The following is a 17826-nucleotide window of genomic DNA, read 5'->3' as shown; positions in this document are numbered from 1 at the left end:
ATGCAGAACGTATAGTAACGGCTTTTTATATAGAAGTGGGGGATATTTATGAGAAGAATAATTTTGTCAACAGAGAGTGGTGCGGATTTACCAGAAGAATTAGCTGATAAACATAATGTCCAGGTGGTCCCGATGCACGTGATTATAGATGGGCAGGATTACTTAGATGGTTCGTTACCTGTAACGGATATTTATGACTATTATGAGCGGACAAAAAAAATACCCTCTACAACTTCGACAAATTCCCATGAATATTTTGAGTTTTTCAAGAAGATAAAAATTGATTTTCCTGACTGCGTTATCATACATATTGGTTATACGTCAAAGGCATCCTCTTCCTTTCAAAATGCAATCATCGCAACGGAAGATTTGGATGATATTTTTCTAATTGACGCATTGAACGTAACAGGTGGATTAACTGCGATTGTGATGTATGCAGTTACCTTATTAGAGAATGAACCTTCAATTGACCCTGCCCAATTAGTAGAGAAGATTGAATCAAAAGTTCCTAAATCAAGACTGGCTTTCGTTCCCGGAAGTTTAGAATTTTTAAGGGCAGGAGGACGAGTCAGTAATCTAGCTTATCTCGGTGGAGCTTTGTTAAAAATCAAGCCGCGTATTGAACTAATTGATGGAAATCTTGTTTCAACAAAAAAATATCGTGGGAAAATGGATGTTGTTTCCGAGAAACTCATGCGAGATTATTTGGGTCAATACGACATTGATAAAGAACAACTTTATCTTCTTTACTCTGTCGGACTTAATGAAAAGATCAAGCAGGGGATGGATGATATCGCAAAAGAAACAGGTTTCAAAAATGTAAAATGGATACAAGCAGGCGCAATGATATCTACACATGCTGGACCTGGTGGTATCGGAATTGCAGGCTTAGAAGTATAGTGCGGTCAAATCCAGTACTATTATGGGATTAAACGCCTTTACAAAAAAAGGGTTAAAAATAACCAAAAATGCAAAAAACGCCTTCAAAAATCAAATTTGAAGGCGTTTTTTGACGTTTACGTTCAAAAAATGCCCTTAAATTTGAAAATTGGAGATTCGCTTTACCCCGCCAATCTCGATATCGTAGAAGTGCTGAAGGCGCGGCTGTTACATAAGGCCCTCGCAAAGGACAAGGTGATAAAAAGGTGTCATAAAATATTCACATTCTAATGAAAAACATGTTAGTCAGTCTCGAAAGCTGTATATATATTTAGATTATTAAATTTAGTACATGCGAAATTTTATAATAAAATATTCAAGTCGATGTCGCCCTCAATTAAATTAATCTTGTGAGAGGAGATTTCTATAGATTTTAATAATATTAAATATTGGAAGTTTTCATTTGGATCTTTTAAGTCAGTTTCCAAATAGTTTTTAATGTTATCTAAACGATATAGTAGACCACTTTTAGAAATGTTTAAAATACGCATTGTTGTTTCGATTTTTAAATTATTATTTAAATAGACATAAAGTGTTTGTAGTAATTCCTTGCTCTTTTGCTCCTTTAAGGTAAAGATGGGAGCGAATTTATGCTTTGATATTTGTATGATGTGATCACTATTTGATTCATTTAAAAAAATTGAAAGGATACTAATGTTCTGAAAGGCAGCGATTGAATTCTTTGAATCGGAAAAAAGTGCAAGTGATGCCTCATGATAATGTGAATTTGCTTCGTTTATAGAATGACCAATATTGCTATAACCAATTTGTAGAGGATGATTTGGAAATTGTATGCTAACAATTTGATAGAGATGTTTTAAGATTAAGCCGACTTCTTCTTCATTATTTAGACGATGGAAAATGATTTTGATAGTTTCCAATTCTTTATTGGTAATTAATATACGGTATTTTGAGAGTTGCTTTCGAATGTAGTGTTCGATTTCTTGTTGAATAGGAGAAATGTTCTTGTTCCATTTTAAGATTGCAATCGTGTACTTTTCATTGACATCAATGTTAAAAAAGCGCGATTTGGATAGAATCTCATTATAATTTGAGTGCTTTTTATTGATTAAATTATGTGTAAAGCGATTTTCGTCCATTTCACTTGAATTTGTCTTAATCTGATTTGCCAGTAAGAGGATTGAAACTACATTTGTAAATTTGGTAAGGATTAAATAATCATTTGATGTAAATAGATTTTTTTGAACGCTTATGATTGATAAATAAGCGACAACCTTGTTTTGGATAACGATTGTATTACATAGTTGCGTGTGGTGGTCAAGTGTCATTACTTTTTTGTTAAAAGCGAGCTGCTGTCGTTGCTCAAAGTAATTGGCACCTAATTGTTGACGCTGCTGCTGATCATAATTATACATATCTTGTTGGATAAGATTTGTCTTATTTTTATCAAGACCAATAGAATGTGCAACATTATAAAAGATATCTTCGATAACAAATTTGCGACCAAAAGCAAGGAATGCTTGTTGGAGAACCGCCTCAATAGAGGACCACAAATATCATTACGTGGCCTAGGAGAAATTGTACGCACAATTGCGTACCATAATATCTCTGCTGCGTGGGTAGGTTATTTCTTCCCATTACACAACTCTTTACCATCACACCTTCCACAAGAAGGTAGAGATGAAATGATAAAATCAGGCGGTTTAATCGTTGATGTTTTCGCACCTGTTGGACAAGTAACTGTTGTAGATGGCGGAATTCGGTTAACTGGTACTTATAACTATACAAGCGGTGTTGCGTTTGCAGAGTGGATTGGTTTAGGGGCATTTGCTCAATTACCTGAAGGGGATCGTCCTGAATTTATCATGGGATTCATGCGTAAAGATGAAGTCCAAGTAAATGAAAACTGGGATACATTTGGTTTACGTGGTTCAGGTAGTAACCAGGTAGTTGCATCGGATGTATTTATTCCAAGAAGGCGCGTTTTAAGACTTGAAGTTGCGAATGATACACGTCGCCCACCTAGGGGTTCTAATTATGATCTAGACTATCCATTTTATCATGTGCCATTCTTTTCAGCATTTTATCTGGGATTCCCGAATATGGCACTAGGTGGAGCCAAACGTTTAATCGATGAATATAAGCAGAGAACAGAAGCCCGAGTCCGTCTACATGGGGAGAACGAAAAAGATTCTCCACGTAGTCAACGAATTCTAGCTCAGCTTATGCTGCAATATAAAAAAGCGAATGGATTAATGGAACACTATTACGATTTATTAGCGACGTATGAAACAGAAGGCCCTTATGAAAAAGGTGAGTTTTCTGCAGTCCGTGCGGAAATCATCAAAATTTGTCAGGATATCGCTACGACAGTAATGGTATCACTAGGCGGGGCATCTCTAACAAAGAATAACACGATTGAAGTATTTGTACGTGACATTATTGCAGTTGCCACACATGTTACTTCTTTATATGAGGATGCTGTTTATACGTACGGTCGTAATTTATATGGCTATCAAGGTATTGGTTGGGGATAATAGGCGTTACTTATTTCAACGTTTCTTACATTTTGTAAGGAACGTTTTTTTATTTATTAGCTCTTATCTTGCGAAATTATGATAGGTGTAATGATAAGAAAAGGCCCGATGGGATACTTCACCGAGCATTTTTATTGGAAATAATCCCTTTTTTAAAATGGTTTGGGGTCACACCTGCAAATTTTTTAAAAACCTTTATAAAATAACTTTGATCATGGAAGTTTAAAAGAGATGAAATCTCCGTAAAAGAGTGTTTGGTATAGGACAGTAAAGTTTTTGCCTCATCCACTTTAGCTTGTTGTACAAATTCTATTATTGAAATGCCTACTTCTTTTTTAAATAGATGAGATAGATATTGTGGATTCATTTCAACTAAATCAGCCAAATCGGAAAGGCTAAAATTTTCATAAAGATGGGTATAGATATAATTTTGACAAATATTAATAGGTTTAGAATATTTATGTTTCTTTCCTTTTTCAACTCGTTCGGTAAACTCAAGTAGTGCATATTCAAAAAATTGCAAGACGGCGGTATAATCGTTCAGTTCCTCAAGCTTTTGGATAAATAGATCACTTAGAGTGTAGGAAACATCAGGCATAAGTCCACCATCAATAGCTGATCTTGTAGCAAGTGTGATGCCTGCAATGGTTAAATTTTTTACACTTCTCAACTGACTTGTCTTAGAAAGAACCCCCATTTTCCCTTCTTTCGGTGATTCCTGTAAAAGCTGAATAAGTTCAAACTTTTTCCCTTCTTTCACACACTCGAACATTCTTTTTTCATAAAGGGGGTCAACATACGTCATTATTTCTTGGCGCCGTTCTGATACATGAACGTCCGGCTGTTCGATTTCCATTCTCTTCCTTCCAAGCAACTTATTTTCTTGTAGGATATTAACCACATCCAATTCTTGTTGGTAAATCATATAAAAAAGAATCGTACTTAAATGAATAAAATCCAAGTGGCTATAGACAGGAAGGGAATGGTAATAATGAATCAATTCTTCTGTATTTACGCGAAGCTGAAAGTCGTTTACAATCCCTTTAATTGATTCCTTTGGTACATTGGAATAAAAGACAGGTCCAACTATGATTTTTCCATGAAATTCTTCTCCCAATCGGATGTTAATAGAGAAAAAGTTTCCAAGGTAAGCGGTAGTACTAAATACTGGGAAATCAAGTGTATGACCTTCCGAAAATAGTTGGTTTAATATAGTTTCTTTTGAAAAATCGAAGAGGTTATGTTGAAAATGGATGGAGTGTTCTAAAATCATTTCTCCATTTTTCCCCAATAGAAAGACCGGTAGTTTAAACATGTCAAATACTAGCCTACTAATATACTCTAAATTCATCGCTAACCCCCATTTATAAAAAGTCTTCTAATAATTTTACTTTTTTTCTCTCGATTTTACCATTAATACAAAAAAATAAACAATATAATGATGTTAAGTAATCGGTTACAAGATCACTAGAATAGGGGAGAAACGATGAGAAGAGATATGAGGCAAATGATTTCTCAAATGACTTTAGAAGAAAAAGCAAGTCTATGTTCAGGATTAGATTTTTGGTCAACAAAAGGGATTGAAAGATTAGGGATTCCGTCCATTATGGTAACGGATGGTCCACATGGGCTCCGCAAACAACAGCAAAGTGCAGATCATTTAGGGATTTATGATAGTGTTCCCGCGACCTGCTTCCCATCTGCTGTAGGATTAGCAAGTACATGGAATAAGAAGTTAATACACGATGTAGGTGTTGCATTAGGCGAAGAATGCCAGGCTGAAGATGTCGCAGTCCTACTTGGACCGGGGGCAAATATTAAACGATCTCCACTTTGTGGTCGAAATTTTGAATATTTTTCTGAAGACCCGTACCTATCTTCAGAAATGGCAGCCAGTCATATCAACGGCGTACAAAGTCAAGGGGTTGGGACCTCATTAAAACATTTCGCTGTAAACAATCAAGAGCACCGAAGAATGTCAACGGATGCCATTGTTGATGAAAGAACATTACGGGAAATCTATCTGGCTAGTTTTGAAGACGCTGTCAAGAAAGCACAACCATGGACAGTAATGTCAGCTTATAACAAAGTAAATGGTGAATACGCATCAGAAAATGAATACTTGTTAGCTGATATTTTAAAAGAGGAATGGGGATTTGAAGGCTTTGTAGTTTCAGACTGGGGAGCAGTTAATGAACGTGAAAATGCTCTTTCCGCTGGATTAGAGCTCGAAATGCCAGCAAGTAATGGAATCGGCGAACAGAAAATTATCGCTGCAGTAAGAAATGGAAAGCTATCCGAAGAAAAGTTGGATAGGGCCGTTGAAAGATTTTTAAACATTATTTTTAAAGCAGTTGACCATAAAAAGGAAAACGCTGTCTATGACAAAGATGCTCATCATCGTCTTGCTAGAGAAGTGGCAAGAGAAAGTATGGTTCTATTAAAAAATGAAGACAGGATCCTCCCATTGAAAAAAGAAGGCACCATTGCTGTCATCGGTGGATTTGCAAACACACCAAGATATCAGGGCGGCGGAAGCTCTCATATAAACCCTACAAAGCTAGATAATATTTTAGAAGAAATTGAAAACGCTTCAGGTAAAAATACAAATCTGTTGTTTGCACAGGGGTATCACCTTGATCGTGATGCTGTAGATGAAGAGCTACTTAGTGAAGCGAAAGAAGTGGCAGCTGGAGCTGATACCGTAATCCTTTTTGTGGGTCTTCCTGATCGTTATGAATCGGAGGGTTATGATCGTGAGCATTTACGGATGCCGGATAACCATGTTCAATTAATCGAGTCGATTTCAGAAGTGAATAGCAATATTGTTGTGGTATTAAGCAATGGTGCCCCTATTGAAATGCCATGGATTACCAAGGTAAAAGGATTGTTAGAAGGATACTTAGGCGGACAAGCAGTTGGCGGAGCAATTGCTGATTTATTATTCGGTGATGCAAATCCAAGTGGAAAATTAGCTGAAACATTTCCAAAACAACTAAGTGATAATCCATCGTACCTTAACTTCCCTGGAGAAGGAGATCGAGTAGAGTACAAGGAAGGAATTTTCGTAGGGTATCGTTACTACGATAAGAAAAACTTAGAGCCGTTATTCCCATTTGGTTACGGTTTAAGCTATACGAGCTTTGAATATAGTAATCTATCCATTAGTAAAAAGGAAATGAAGGATTCTGATACTGTTACTGTGACTGTAGATGTGAAAAATACTGGTGCAGTAATTGGAAAAGAAATTGTACAACTATATGTAAAAGATGTGACAAGCAGTGTAATCAGACCTGAAAAAGAGCTGAAAGGCTTTGAAAAAGTGGAGTTGCAGCCAGGTGAGGAGAAAACTATAACCTTCCGATTAGATAAACGAGCTTTTGCTTACTACAACGTAGAACTAAAAGACTGGCATGTTGAAACGGGAGACTTCGAAATTTTAATTGGGAAATCATCCAAGGATATTGTCCTTATGGATACCCTTTATGTACATTCCAGTGTTCTGATAAAAAAGCTTGTTCATAGGAATACAACCATTGGAGATTTATTGACCGATCCAATACTCGCGCCAATTGCTCAGCCAATGCTGGCAAAAATGAATGAAGGTAATCCACTTGCGAGTGCTGAGCTCGAGGGGGAAGCATCTGAAATGATGGCAGCCATGATGAAATATTTGCCACTTCGAGCGATGGCTAATTTCAGTCAAGGTGGATTGACGGAAGAAATGCTAACGGAGATTATTCAGCAATTAAACGAACAATTGGTTAAAACCACTGTGTAAACCTCTTTCATTGAAACACTCTTACCTCGGGTTCGGTATCGAATCGAGGTAAGAATAAATAGAAGAAGAGTTTTTGCAATTTTGAAAATCTATTGGAGGTTAAACCGATGAATACTGCCGTTACACCATTTAAGCGCCTTGTACCAGCATTGACCATTTCAAACATTGGACTCTATGTTGCTCTTATTCCCCCGATGATCTTATTACTTACGCTGAAAATTCAAGCCATTGATCCTAAAAACGTAGAAAGTGCATTGGCATACGTTTTATCCATTGGTGCGTTTGTCGCGATGATTGCCAACCCTGTGGCGGGTGCCATTAGTGATAGGACCCGTCTGAAATTTGGTCGTCGCCGTACTTGGATTCTAATAGGAAGCGTATTAGGAGGAGCTTCAATCTTAGGAATTGGTCTTAGTAATGAAGTGTGGCAAGTAATCCTATTCTGGTCATGTGCCCAAGCCTTCTTTAACTTTATGCTAGCTGCAAATAATGCCTTGATTGCCGACCAGATAGAAGTATCACGACGTGGATCTATTTCCGGTATTTTAGGTTCAATTGGCGCAGTGTCAGCCATAATCGGTATTACGTTAGTCAATGCATTAGGTGAATCTCACATGATTAAATGGTACGTTTTAGCGATCATTCCAATGGTTTGCGCCATTATTGCCATTAGTATGATTCGAGATTCAGGATCTACTGGTTCTCGTAAAACCGAAAAAGAAAAGTTTAGTTTATCGATGGTTATTCCTAGTCCTCGAAAATATCCGGTATTTGCCTATGCATGGCTAGCTCGATTTCTTGTCTTATTCGGTCCTTCCATCGGATCTTTCGGTACTTTATTCATGGTAGAACGTTTTCATTTTACCCCAGCAGAGCTTAGAAGCAAAGTAGCGCTTCTTACTACAATCGGTACAATCATAACTTTCCTCTTTAGTATCGTTGGCGGTTTCGTTTCGGACTATTTCAAACGCCAGAAACCATTTGTTATTGGCGCAGGTATACTAATGGGAATGGCTTTGATGATCCAAGGGTTTACCACGAGTTTTACAGTATATTTAATTTTAGCTGTTTGCTCAGCGATTGGTGCAGGTATTTTTTATGCCGTAGATATGGCTCTTCTGACTCGTGTTCTTCCTAATAAAGAAGATGCCGCTAAGGATTTAGGTATCCTAAATATTGCAAACGCTTTACCACAATCCATTGTTCCAGCTATCATGCCATTATTACTTGGTCTTGGAGGGTATCAGACAGCGTTTTCTGTTATCGGTATTTTTGGAATCTTAGGTGCTATTGCCGTCCTGAAAGTTCCAGAGATGCCAAGAGGAACAAAAGCGGATGACGTAAAGGATGAAACTACAGCAGTGATTTAAATGAGATTCTGCCCGCAATGTACAATGTGCGGTAAGATTTTTTATCAACTTGGATAGGAGTTAATTAACATGCTAGGTACCTGGAATACAGTAGTACAAACCCCATTTGCGAAAATGAAATTTGTTTTTGTTGTTGAAAAAGAGGATCAATATACTTTCAGTGTGAAAGAGCCAGCTCAGTTAAACATGCTTTTTCAATCAGTAAAGGTTGAAGGAGAGCAGCTTCATGCGAAAGGAAAGTACATTCTTTTATTAGAAGAAGCAGCAGAAATTACTCTTACCTTTAGAGAAGACTCGTTTAACGGTTCGCTCAATCTTCATTCCTTGGGAAATCTACAAATTCAAGGGGAAAAGGGGGAGGGCACTCATTAGCAGAAGCATTAATGAGCGAGGTAGAAAAATACCGAAAGTCTGAACCAGTCGTTGAACGGACAGACCAAGAAATTCAACAAGTAGTTGATATGCTTGTGAGTAAGATGACCGTTCAAGAAAAAATAGGTCAAATGAGCCAGTGTTTGGCATCTAATTTCTCTTTCGGAGGAGATGTTGAGTCTGAGCCTGCTGAAAAGCTAGTTGCTGAGGGAAAAGCTGGTTCGATTTTAGGCGCATTTGATAGTAATCGAGTTTTTGAGTTGCAAAAAATTGCCGTAGAACAATCACGATTAGGCATTCCTCTGCTATTTAATGCAGATATTATCCATGGTCATCAAACGGTTTTCCCTGTCCCGCTAGCGTGGTCCTGCAGCTGGGATATGGAAGGAATTAAAAGAGCATGTGCCATTGCTGCAAAAGAAGCGTCCGCATCAGGCATTACCTACAATCATGGACCGATGGTGGATGTCACGAGAGATGCTAGATGGGGAAGGGTCGTAGAAGGGGCTGGAGAGGATCCATACTTAGGATCATTAATTACAAAAGCCCAGGTCGAGGGCTTCCAAGGAGAAAGCCTGCTTAGTGAGGAAACGATTATCGCATGTTTAAAACACTTCATTGCCTATGGCGCAGCAGAAGGTGGACGAGATTATAATACAGTGGACATTTCCGAAGGTACATTGAGAAACGTCTATCTTCCACCTTTTAAAGCTGGTTTGGAGGCTGGAGCCGGGTCCGTTATGAACTCATTCAATGTCTTTCAAGGGGTCCCAGTAGCAGGAAGTAAAACTTTATTGAAAAATTTGTTAAGGGACGAACTTGGTTTTAACGGTATTTTGATTTCCGATTATGGAACTGTTGACGAAATTGCCATTCATGGCGCTGCAAGGGATCAGAAAGATGCGGCTAAAATGGCTGTGGATGCCTCTATGGATATTGAAATGGTCACTACTACCTATTCAGAGTATATTCCTGGACTTATTGAAGAAGGAAGACTGAAAGAAAGTCAATTAGACGAAGCCGTAAAAAGGATTCTTACCTATAAATATAAGATAGGGATCATGGACGACCCTTTCCGCTATATTAGACCAGACAAAGAAGAGGAATATCATTTCTGTCAGGAGAATCTCAAAGAAAGCCGGGAACTTGCTAAAAAGTCAATTGTACTTTTAAAGAATAAAGGAGTTCTACCTTTAAATAAAGAAAACGGTAAGATTGCGGTGATCGGACCGTTTGCTAATAGCAAAGATTTATTGGGTCCTTGGCAATTCTCAAGATACGGTGATCAAACGATTACCTTATGGGAAGGGTTAAAAGATAAAGCTCTTAATATGGAGAATCTTTTGTATGCGGAAGGCTGCAAAGTCGATGGTGTAATCGATGGAGGGTTTGAAGAAGCCCTTCTGCAGGCAAAGCAAGCTGATATTGTGGTCCTTGCATTAGGCGAAAACAGCGATATGTCAGGTGAAGCAGCTTCCAGAATGGACCTAGAACTTCCTGAAGTCCAAAGAAGATTAGCGGAGGAAATGGTCAAATTAGGCAAGCCTACGGTCTTAGTATTAACGAATGGGCGCCCATTGGTTCTAGACTGGTTTGAAAGAAACATGGATGCTATCGTTGAAACGTGGTTCTTAGGGTCCGAGGCCGGGCATGCCATTGCCAATGTACTATTCGGGGATTATAATCCTTCCGGAAAACTAACCATGAGCTTCCCGTACAAATCGGGTCAGGTGCCTGTTTATTACAATCACTTTAAGACGGGCAGACCATTAACAAACAAAAATCAACATGAGAAATTTATATCCAAGTATCTTGATGGTCCGAATGAACCGCTATATTCTTTCGGTTACGGTTTAAGCTATACAGACTTTTCATATTCTGAAATCGAACTGGATAAGAATCAAATGACAAGAATGGAGGAGATTAAAGCCAGTGTTACAGTGACCAATACGGGTAACAGGCCTGGTGAGGAAGTGGTACAGTTTTATATTCAGGACTTATATGGGAGTGTGGTGCGTCCTGTAAAGGAGCTCAAAGGATTTAAAAAGATTTTTTTGAATCCTTGTGAATCGGAGAGAGTAACCTTTACGATTAAGGAAGAGGATTTGAAATACTATACCTCAGACATGAACTTTAAATCTGAGGAAGGGGAATTCAAAGTTTATATAGGTACTAACTCGAAAGAATTGGAAGAGGCAGCTTTTGAATTAGTGTGATAATATAAGGGAATCAGCCTTTTCAATGGGGAGGACTTTTGGAATTAAAACATCAAAAGTCCTCCATTATAATGTTAATTGAAAATGGGGGAATTAGTTACATAACATATTTATTTACATTAAGATGCTTAAAAGGCTTTATATTTTTGGCAAGTATTCGTCTTATTTTAATATAATGGCAAGTTTTGTCGTAATTTTTTGGTTCACAAACGGGTAACTAATTAGTATACTGATTTGATCATCTGAAACAAGGTAAGGGAGATTCAAATGATAAAACAGCGTAACATTATTTTATACATTGGTACTTCAATTGATGGCTATATTGCAAATGATGATGGTACATTAGAATGGTTAGAATCAACAGAAGTAGAAGGAGATTCTGGCTACAATTCACTCCTTGAAAGAATTGACACTGTTGTTATGGGAAAAGGAACTTATGATATCATTCGTGGATTTGATATGGACTATCCTTATAGTGATTATAAAAATTATGTATTTTCTAAATCTGTTAGTGGATCAGATGAATACGCTTCATTTATTGATGAAGAGGTCAAATCTTTCATTAATAATATAAAACAAAAGCCTGGTAAAGATATATGGTTAATTGGTGGAGGAAATTTAGCTCGTGAATTTTTTAAAGAAAATTTAATTGATGAATTCCAATTAGCCATTGCACCGATTATTTTAGGGAAAGGAATATCCCTCTATACCGGAGATGATATTACTCTAAAATACACATTAACGAAAGTAGAAAAATTAGGTCAACTTGCTATGCTTCATTATATAAAAAAATAATTTTCATCATCTTTCCCTTTTTTAGTAGGGGAAGATTTTTACCTTTTCACCCACATTTTTTACTGAAACTCGTTCGAAAATTAATAGATGTTTATATAACTAACGGAGTGCGATTCTTCTAGAAGGAGGTCGCCTTTTTTATTATTCAGCAAGAAAGATTGTGAAATATTGTACTTAACCTATCGGGGGTGCTTTAATTAAATAGCAGCCAACATAGACTCTAGGACATTCATTTTAGAACCACTGAATTAACCCCTCTCGAGTGAGAAAGGCTTTTGTTTTTTTACAAACAATTTACAAAGATTTTTTAGGGTTTTATTCATTTTTGACTAATTCTAAACGTAAGAAAAATAAAAGGAAGGAAGTGGAGAGAATGAAACGTCAAAGGACTTTTTTTATTATTAAAGATCTGATTTTTGAAATCCAGAAACCAGAAATTACACTAAAGCAAATCAGAGTAGCACAGGTTAAAATTGAAAATGAGGAATATAAAGAACTGAGAAAAAAATTCGATGAAGATGTTTTTCATATAGAAAAAAAACCGGAAGGATGGTTTATAACACAGAAAGAGTAAGCCCCACTCTATTTTGAGAAGGGCTTGTTTAAAAATAAAAGATAAGTTCTTTCGTTAACGGGTGCAAGAGTCTAAGATCCAGCTGCCAATATTGGTGGCTTTTTATTTTTGAATTAACGGTAAATTTAGTTGAAGTGGAAAATTAGTAAATAGCCTTTCTTTTATATTCTATTAAACACCACAAATGAATTTTTGTTATTACCGAGTCTCTAAATACTTTCTACATATTTGGTATGGATTTTACAGATAATAACAAAAAAATTAAAGGAATGAGAAAAATGATGGATTTTTTAGAGGATCTACCATCCTTACCGTATTTATTAAAGGCATTGGTAATTTTTTCTGCTGCTGTTATTCTTCTGCGTATCGCAGGAAAGAAATCGCTTGCAGAAACAACAGTCTCGGAAGCTGTTTTGAGGATTTCTATCGGTGCAGTGCTAATCCAACCTTTAGCCTTAAGAAAGGAATGGGAAGCAATATACGCTGGAACTTTGCTTATTATAGGAGTTGTATTATTAGCAAAAATACAACTATGGTTTCCAAAATCTAGGAAATTTATTAATGGAGTACCTTCAATACTAATTAAAGATGGAAAGATGAAGCTAGAAGAGCTAAAAAAAGCAAGATTATCAACAGATGAGTTAGAAAGTGCACTTCGCCTAAAAAAAATAGGAAATGTTGAAGATATAGAATTAGCAATATTAGAGTCGAATGGTAAAATATCGACTGTCCTAAAGCCAAATAAAACACCTGCAACCAAAGAAGATATCAAAAAAATTTTGGATATCTTAGCTGAGAATGGTATTCGTTCTTCTTCACAAAACCAGTCTGAAGGAAAAACGCCACCATTATTTAAAGAAGCTTATTCCGAAGGAGAGTTAGTGGACAATAAAACTCAGTTGCATTAAATTGCAGACTTTTTTCTTATTACAATACATACATAACGTAGCTCGTTTACTAACTAGTTCTTATATCGAAGATCCAGCAGCTGCCATCGATGCAGCTTTTTTAATATTGATTAACCTGTGCGATGCTTTAAAATAAGACATCGTTCATTTTTGATTCAATTTATCAAAACAGATTGTGAAGTATTGTACTTAAACTACCAGAAGTGCTTCCCGTAAGGGAGCGACAGTTTGTGGTGTACCGTGGTCGTTGGAGTCAGACTAACGGATGGGATCTGGCACCATAGTTTATCGACCTTCCTCTCCCAGCCTTAGGAACAGTATCGACGGATTCTATATATTTTCATTCTTTGTGGCGAAGCGCCGATTTTTGAGCTTCATGGATGGCTAACGGGAACATAACTTGAAGATCCAACTGCTGTCATAGGCGGTTTTTCTTATCGTTAGCAGGTTAGTGTAACAAGAGGTAAGGTCTTTACCTTAATTTTCATAGACATTTCGATTCACACACTGATAGAATAATCAGAAGTATATTAGAGGTGGAATGAGAATTGAGAAAAAGATTAGGATGCTTACACGCCCATTATTCGAATATAGAATATATAGAAAATGCACTTTCCCCATTTGACATTGAATTAATACATTTTGTTGACCCAGCATTAATGTATCTAGTTACATCTGATGAAAATTTCCAAGAATTAGATGCTCAAAAAAAAGTTAAAGAGCAAATAGAATGGATTGACCAATGTAAAGTTGATGCTATCCTTATTACTTGCACAAACTATATTGCAATTTTACAGGAAGACCAACTCTCAATATCAGTACCAATTATAAAAATTGATGAACCTTACTTTGATTACATCTGCAATATACAGCAACCTCAGACAATTCTATTTACAAATCCTGCAACTGTTAAAGGTACAGTGGAACGTCTTAAACATTATGCTAAAAACCATCAAATACCTTTAGATTTAGAGGTTATTGTTATTAACAATACTTTTGAATTGATAATGCAAGGACTAAAACAAGAATACAATCAAGAAATTTCCAAGTTCTTAAATCAAATCATTAAAGATGAAAAGAAAGTTATCTCCGTTGCTCAATTATCTATGGTCGATGCATCCAAGCAAGTTGAATATAAGACATCTAAGACTATTATTAATCCCTTGGATACATTAGTATCTTCCATCGTTAATCAATTAGAATTAGAGAAGAAGAATAAATGATAAAACTGATGTGTCCTTATTCAACTAAAGGGTGCTGGAGTAATATTACTATGCTGCTGTTGCGTCTATTTTTCTTTATAAAGCTAACGAAGTTGGTTTTTAATATAAATTAAGGAGGGAGACTGCTATAGGAAAGATACCTGCTAAAACTTTAAAGAAGATAGAAGAGGACATTAAAAATGATGATTTAGGAAAAGCGAGAGATAGACTTCACGGATTAATTTCCACTTACCCTAATGAATTAGAGCTTCGTAGAAAATTGGGAGATATTTATTTTTTATTAAAATATCCATCAATGGCCGGTCGATATTGGTATCTAGAAGAGAATAAGACCCCCGAAATGGTAAAAGCGTGTGCCACGTTCGAAAAATCTGAGGGGAATGATCCATCTAGAATATCAACAGCTTTAAAATTTAAAGGAAATCCTGAAATAATACAAAAATTGCAATTAAATCAGGGGTACTCTCCTTTTAAGGATAAAGTTAAAGAAAAATTAGTGGAAGAACCTACTGAAACATTAGGTGATAAGTTATTAACCATTGGATGTATCTCTATTTTAATATTAACTTTTTCCTTTACATTAATTGGTATTATCACTATTTTTAGATGGATATTTTAACATAGGTCCAAATTCATTAGAAGTTGTTCTTAAACTAACGGTCAGGTAAGTTTAAAAAGGGTTGAAACCATTTTAATAGGAAAACGTATTAATATTAACTTTTTAAAGGGATATGGTTTAAATGAATGCACTCACGATTGGACTATTATTTTTTATCTCAGGCGTAGCTTTCTTCTTTTATGTCCTTTTTAAATATACTGAGAGGGAACATCAAAAGGAACTTGAAAAATGGAGATGGTTCCGTGAGGATAAGTGGAAATGGATTTAGGATGCGGAGCTTGCACTTTTCACAAAGATAGCAGAAAAATCATTTATCATAGCGAAAATTATTTTGCTAATTACGGCTCTTATCCCCGTTGCAATTGGTGCCTTTGCTCTGTGGGTTTACTTCGCTGGGTAAAACATCTTTTTGAACAAACGGGTGCTTAAGTTTCACAACAAATGGACTGTTTCGGCAGTCCTTTTTCATTTATCGTTATTTAACTAAAGGACAGTTTTGTTGAATAACATATGTAGGAGTAAAGGATATAAAGGAAATGATATAGAACTTAATAAACAAGGTGTTGTGTTTTTAGACATTTTATTTATAGCCAAACGTATCATTTGAGAAATGCAAGGGATTTTAAAGGAGGAATATTAGGTGGATATGAAATATCCAATTGGAAAATTTCAATTTGATGGTGAGATTACTAACACTGTAACAATGGATTGGATAAATGAGATTGAAGATTTACCTAGATTATTACGAGATGTTGTAAGAGACTTGGATAATGAACAGCTTGATACATCTTATCGTTCAGGAGGGTGGAATGTTCGTCAAGTAGTACATCACCTTGCGGATAGTCATATGAATGCCTATATCCGCTTTAAATTGGCTATTACGGAAGTAAAACCTGTAATCAAGCCTTATAACGAAGGGGAATGGGCGGAACTTCCTGATTATAAATTGCCAATTGATATTTCACTATCGCTGCTCGAAGCATTGCACGTACGCTGGACCAAACTTTTACGTAGTCTAAGTCCTGCTGATATGGAAAAAACATTTATGCATCCAGATTCAGGCGAAGTTTCAGTAGGTAAAAATATAGGCATCTACGCTTGGCATGGTCAACATCATCTTGCACATATTACTTCTTTATGTAATCGTAAGGGCTGGAAAAATACTTCTACTTAATATACAGAACAGTTCGAATGTACACGTTAAGACCCTTGTGCTCATTTATTAACCATTAAGTAAAGAAATTTGAGATCATATGTGGTCATAATATCACATTATCATTTGATAATAATAATAGGTTAGAGGTTTCATTAAAAAAGGAAGAGTGTAATGGACAAGAGGCAGCGATGCAAAGGGTCGAAAACCAAATTGAAGTTTGGTAATACGGTGAGTTGAACTAAAGGGAGCAAAAATCGAAACATCTAGGTCGCTGGCAAGGTAATGGTGTCTTTCATATTGCTCTAAAGTAAGTGGTTTAGTGGGAGTTAAATACCAGAATGTTGTGTTATGTCACATTTGACTTGAAAATCCCCTCTTGCCATTTGTAGAAACCATAAATAATAACAGCTAGAGTAACGAAAAGAATAAAACGTTCTCAAGGAGTAATATTAACCAGCTTGTAAATCCCTAATATATCTTGAAAAAAATAGTGAATTGGGAAAATAGCAAACATAAAATCCAAAATGATGTTAGTCACAAAATATTTCCAAAAGCTTTTATAAGTAAAATAAAAAATCCATAAAGTTATGACCGGAAAAGCTCCAAAGATACCAGGTACAAATAAGGGTTTCAACCAAGGTATAATTGTCTCGTTAATTATCCAATGCTTTTGATTATTTGCTAAAACGTTATAAATGATCATTAAAAAGGTGGCGAAAATAGATGAGGGCATAAAACGCTTTATTTCTTCTTTATTTAATAAAAATAATGTAAACCACGGAAGAATAAGTATAGTCCATAGAAGGGGCAAAATCTTAGCCCCTTCTAGCTTTGTTGTTTAAATTAACTACTTCACCTTTAGATTGATTTTTTGATGCTGTCCTTAGGCTTTTTAAAGATAAGGTAATGATAATTCCACTAAAAATACTGCTTAGGATTGCACTTGCAATCCCCATAAAAATAAGCCAAAACAACTTATTATCTATCGATTTACGATACAAATAGTTCACCCCAAGTTTGATACTTTATGGTGGTATTATTTGTATTTTTATTAAAAGTATGTGGACAATGAATTGTTACGCATTACGAAGATAATCTGCAATAGAAGAATAATGCTTAATAAATTAACCTGCTTTACTTCAATAAGGAGTAGAGCTTTTTTTCTGTTGTTCCACTAACGATGCAGGTTCAATAAGAAGTTTTAAAAAACAGCCTGCATCAATGTTTACTTGGTAATCAATGATACAGGCTTTATCTATCGGAATTTAATTGTCCTTATATATTTAACTTTAGGGTCCTTCTTTTTAAAATTTAAATTCTATACCGTTTTCTATATAGATTGTGTTTTGTAATCCCCCTCTGTTAGGATAGATGT

16 protein-coding genes are annotated in these 17826 nt (G+C 35.9%); 13 read left to right on the top strand and 3 right to left on the bottom strand.

Features of this window, described 5'->3' with window-relative positions; translation table 11 throughout:
- Positions 1 to 48 precede the first annotated feature (48 nt).
- A complete protein-coding gene (locus J7E63_RS26970; RefSeq protein ID WP_215018143.1) occupies positions 49 to 900 on the top strand; it encodes a DegV family protein in 852 nt (283 codons plus the stop codon).
- Between the two features lie 341 nt (positions 901 to 1241).
- On the opposite strand, the gene J7E63_RS26965 is transcribed toward J7E63_RS26970, so the two are convergent.
- The gene (locus J7E63_RS26965; protein WP_215018141.1) at positions 1242 to 2453 is read right to left on the bottom strand and encodes a PucR family transcriptional regulator; all 1212 of its coding nucleotides are present in this window, start codon (positions 2451 to 2453) and stop codon (positions 1242 to 1244) included.
- A 132-nt stretch (positions 2454 to 2585) separates the two neighbouring features.
- Here J7E63_RS26965 and J7E63_RS26960 point away from each other — a divergent pair, with 132 nt between their 5' ends.
- The gene (locus J7E63_RS26960) at positions 2586 to 3437 is read left to right on the top strand and encodes an acyl-CoA dehydrogenase family protein (RefSeq protein ID WP_215018139.1); all 852 of its coding nucleotides are present in this window, start codon (positions 2586 to 2588) and stop codon (positions 3435 to 3437) included.
- A 118-nt stretch (positions 3438 to 3555) separates the two neighbouring features.
- Here J7E63_RS26960 and J7E63_RS26955 read toward each other — a convergent pair whose 3' ends face one another.
- On the bottom strand, positions 3556 to 4788 hold the full coding sequence (locus J7E63_RS26955) for a helix-turn-helix domain-containing protein (RefSeq protein ID WP_215018137.1): 1233 nt from the start codon (positions 4786 to 4788) through the stop codon (positions 3556 to 3558).
- Positions 4789 to 4923: 135 nt separating this feature from the next.
- On the opposite strand from J7E63_RS26955, the gene J7E63_RS26950 reads away from it, so the two are divergent.
- The 11 genes from J7E63_RS26950 to J7E63_RS26900 all read left to right on the top strand — a co-directional run bounded on the left by J7E63_RS26950 (position 4924) and on the right by J7E63_RS26900 (position 16469).
- Positions 4924 to 7218 carry a glycoside hydrolase family 3 C-terminal domain-containing protein gene (locus J7E63_RS26950; RefSeq protein WP_215018134.1) on the top strand — a complete coding sequence of 765 codons (2295 nt, stop codon included), beginning with the start codon at positions 4924 to 4926 and terminating at the stop codon, positions 7216 to 7218.
- 107 nt (positions 7219 to 7325) lie between these two features.
- The gene (locus tag J7E63_RS26945; RefSeq protein ID WP_215018133.1) at positions 7326 to 8588 is read left to right on the top strand and encodes an MFS transporter; all 1263 of its coding nucleotides are present in this window, start codon (positions 7326 to 7328) and stop codon (positions 8586 to 8588) included.
- A gap of 69 nt (positions 8589 to 8657) precedes the next feature.
- Positions 8658 to 8960 (top strand): hypothetical protein, encoded by a 303-nt coding sequence (locus tag J7E63_RS26940; RefSeq protein ID WP_215018131.1) that lies wholly within the window; start codon positions 8658 to 8660, stop codon positions 8958 to 8960.
- 11 nt (positions 8961 to 8971) lie between these two features.
- Positions 8972 to 11176: a beta-glucosidase BglX gene (gene bglX, locus J7E63_RS26935; protein WP_215018129.1), complete on the top strand. Its 2205-nt coding sequence runs from the start codon at positions 8972 to 8974 to the stop codon at positions 11174 to 11176.
- A gap of 267 nt (positions 11177 to 11443) precedes the next feature.
- Complete coding sequence (locus J7E63_RS26930; RefSeq protein ID WP_215018128.1) at positions 11444 to 11971, top strand: dihydrofolate reductase family protein; 528 nt, start codon at positions 11444 to 11446, stop codon at positions 11969 to 11971.
- Between the two features lie 325 nt (positions 11972 to 12296).
- The gene (locus tag J7E63_RS26925) at positions 12297 to 12545 is read left to right on the top strand and encodes a hypothetical protein (RefSeq protein ID WP_215018126.1); all 249 of its coding nucleotides are present in this window, start codon (positions 12297 to 12299) and stop codon (positions 12543 to 12545) included.
- Between the two features lie 278 nt (positions 12546 to 12823).
- Complete coding sequence (locus J7E63_RS29935; protein WP_251033803.1) at positions 12824 to 13453, top strand: DUF421 domain-containing protein; 630 nt, start codon at positions 12824 to 12826, stop codon at positions 13451 to 13453.
- Between the two features lie 548 nt (positions 13454 to 14001).
- Complete coding sequence (locus J7E63_RS26915) at positions 14002 to 14676, top strand: hypothetical protein (RefSeq protein WP_215018125.1); 675 nt, start codon at positions 14002 to 14004, stop codon at positions 14674 to 14676.
- 127 nt (positions 14677 to 14803) lie between these two features.
- Complete coding sequence (locus tag J7E63_RS26910) at positions 14804 to 15295, top strand: DUF6584 family protein (protein WP_215018191.1); 492 nt, start codon at positions 14804 to 14806, stop codon at positions 15293 to 15295.
- A gap of 121 nt (positions 15296 to 15416) precedes the next feature.
- Positions 15417 to 15563 carry a hypothetical protein gene (locus J7E63_RS26905; protein ID WP_215018123.1) on the top strand — a complete coding sequence of 49 codons (147 nt, stop codon included), beginning with the start codon at positions 15417 to 15419 and terminating at the stop codon, positions 15561 to 15563.
- Positions 15564 to 15935: 372 nt separating this feature from the next.
- The gene (locus tag J7E63_RS26900; RefSeq protein ID WP_308162031.1) at positions 15936 to 16469 is read left to right on the top strand and encodes a YfiT family bacillithiol transferase; all 534 of its coding nucleotides are present in this window, start codon (positions 15936 to 15938) and stop codon (positions 16467 to 16469) included.
- Positions 16470 to 17266: 797 nt separating this feature from the next.
- Here J7E63_RS26900 and J7E63_RS26895 read toward each other — a convergent pair.
- Positions 17267 to 17452, bottom strand: coding sequence for a hypothetical protein (locus J7E63_RS26895; RefSeq protein WP_215018121.1), 186 nt, complete (start codon positions 17450 to 17452; stop codon positions 17267 to 17269).
- Between the last annotated feature and the right edge of the window lie 374 nt (positions 17453 to 17826).

This window comes from Bacillus sp. ISL-75, assembly GCF_018613095.1.
The sequence above is the reverse complement of the archived record's forward strand: the minus strand, read 5'-3'. Positions and strand labels throughout refer to the sequence as shown.